Below are 289 nucleotides of genomic sequence, written 5' to 3' on the forward strand. Positions count from 1 at the left end.
GCACTGTACAGCGGTACCGCCTACCGGGCGCTGGCGGCACATGTCGAGCGGGTGGTCAGCACGGTTCTGCAGGCAAGCCACCCGCTTGGCGCCATGCTCCTGGCCAAGGACGAAGGACAACTTCCCGAGCCGGTTCGGCGCCTGCAGGCGCTGCGCGATAGCCCGCGGACGCCGGACCCCGATGCAATGGGCCTCAGCACGCTGATGCTGGGAGCCAGTCTGCTGGGCGAGGTCGACCAGCCCAGCGCCGGCAAGAGCCTCGCCTACTTCCTCGGCGACCTGCTGGACG

General features: G+C 69.6%; 1 protein-coding gene. It reads left to right on the forward strand.

Annotated elements, in window-relative coordinates:
• Nucleotides 1-289, forward strand: a 289-nt coding sequence (locus tag ACLJNW_RS24470; protein ID WP_410961254.1) for a hypothetical protein, incomplete at both ends; no start/stop codon positions are given.

Origin of the sequence: Salmonella sp. SAL4457, from assembly GCF_046548235.1 — a bacterium.
GTDB classification, from domain to species: Bacteria; Pseudomonadota; Gammaproteobacteria; order Enterobacterales; family Enterobacteriaceae; genus Salmonella; species Salmonella enterica.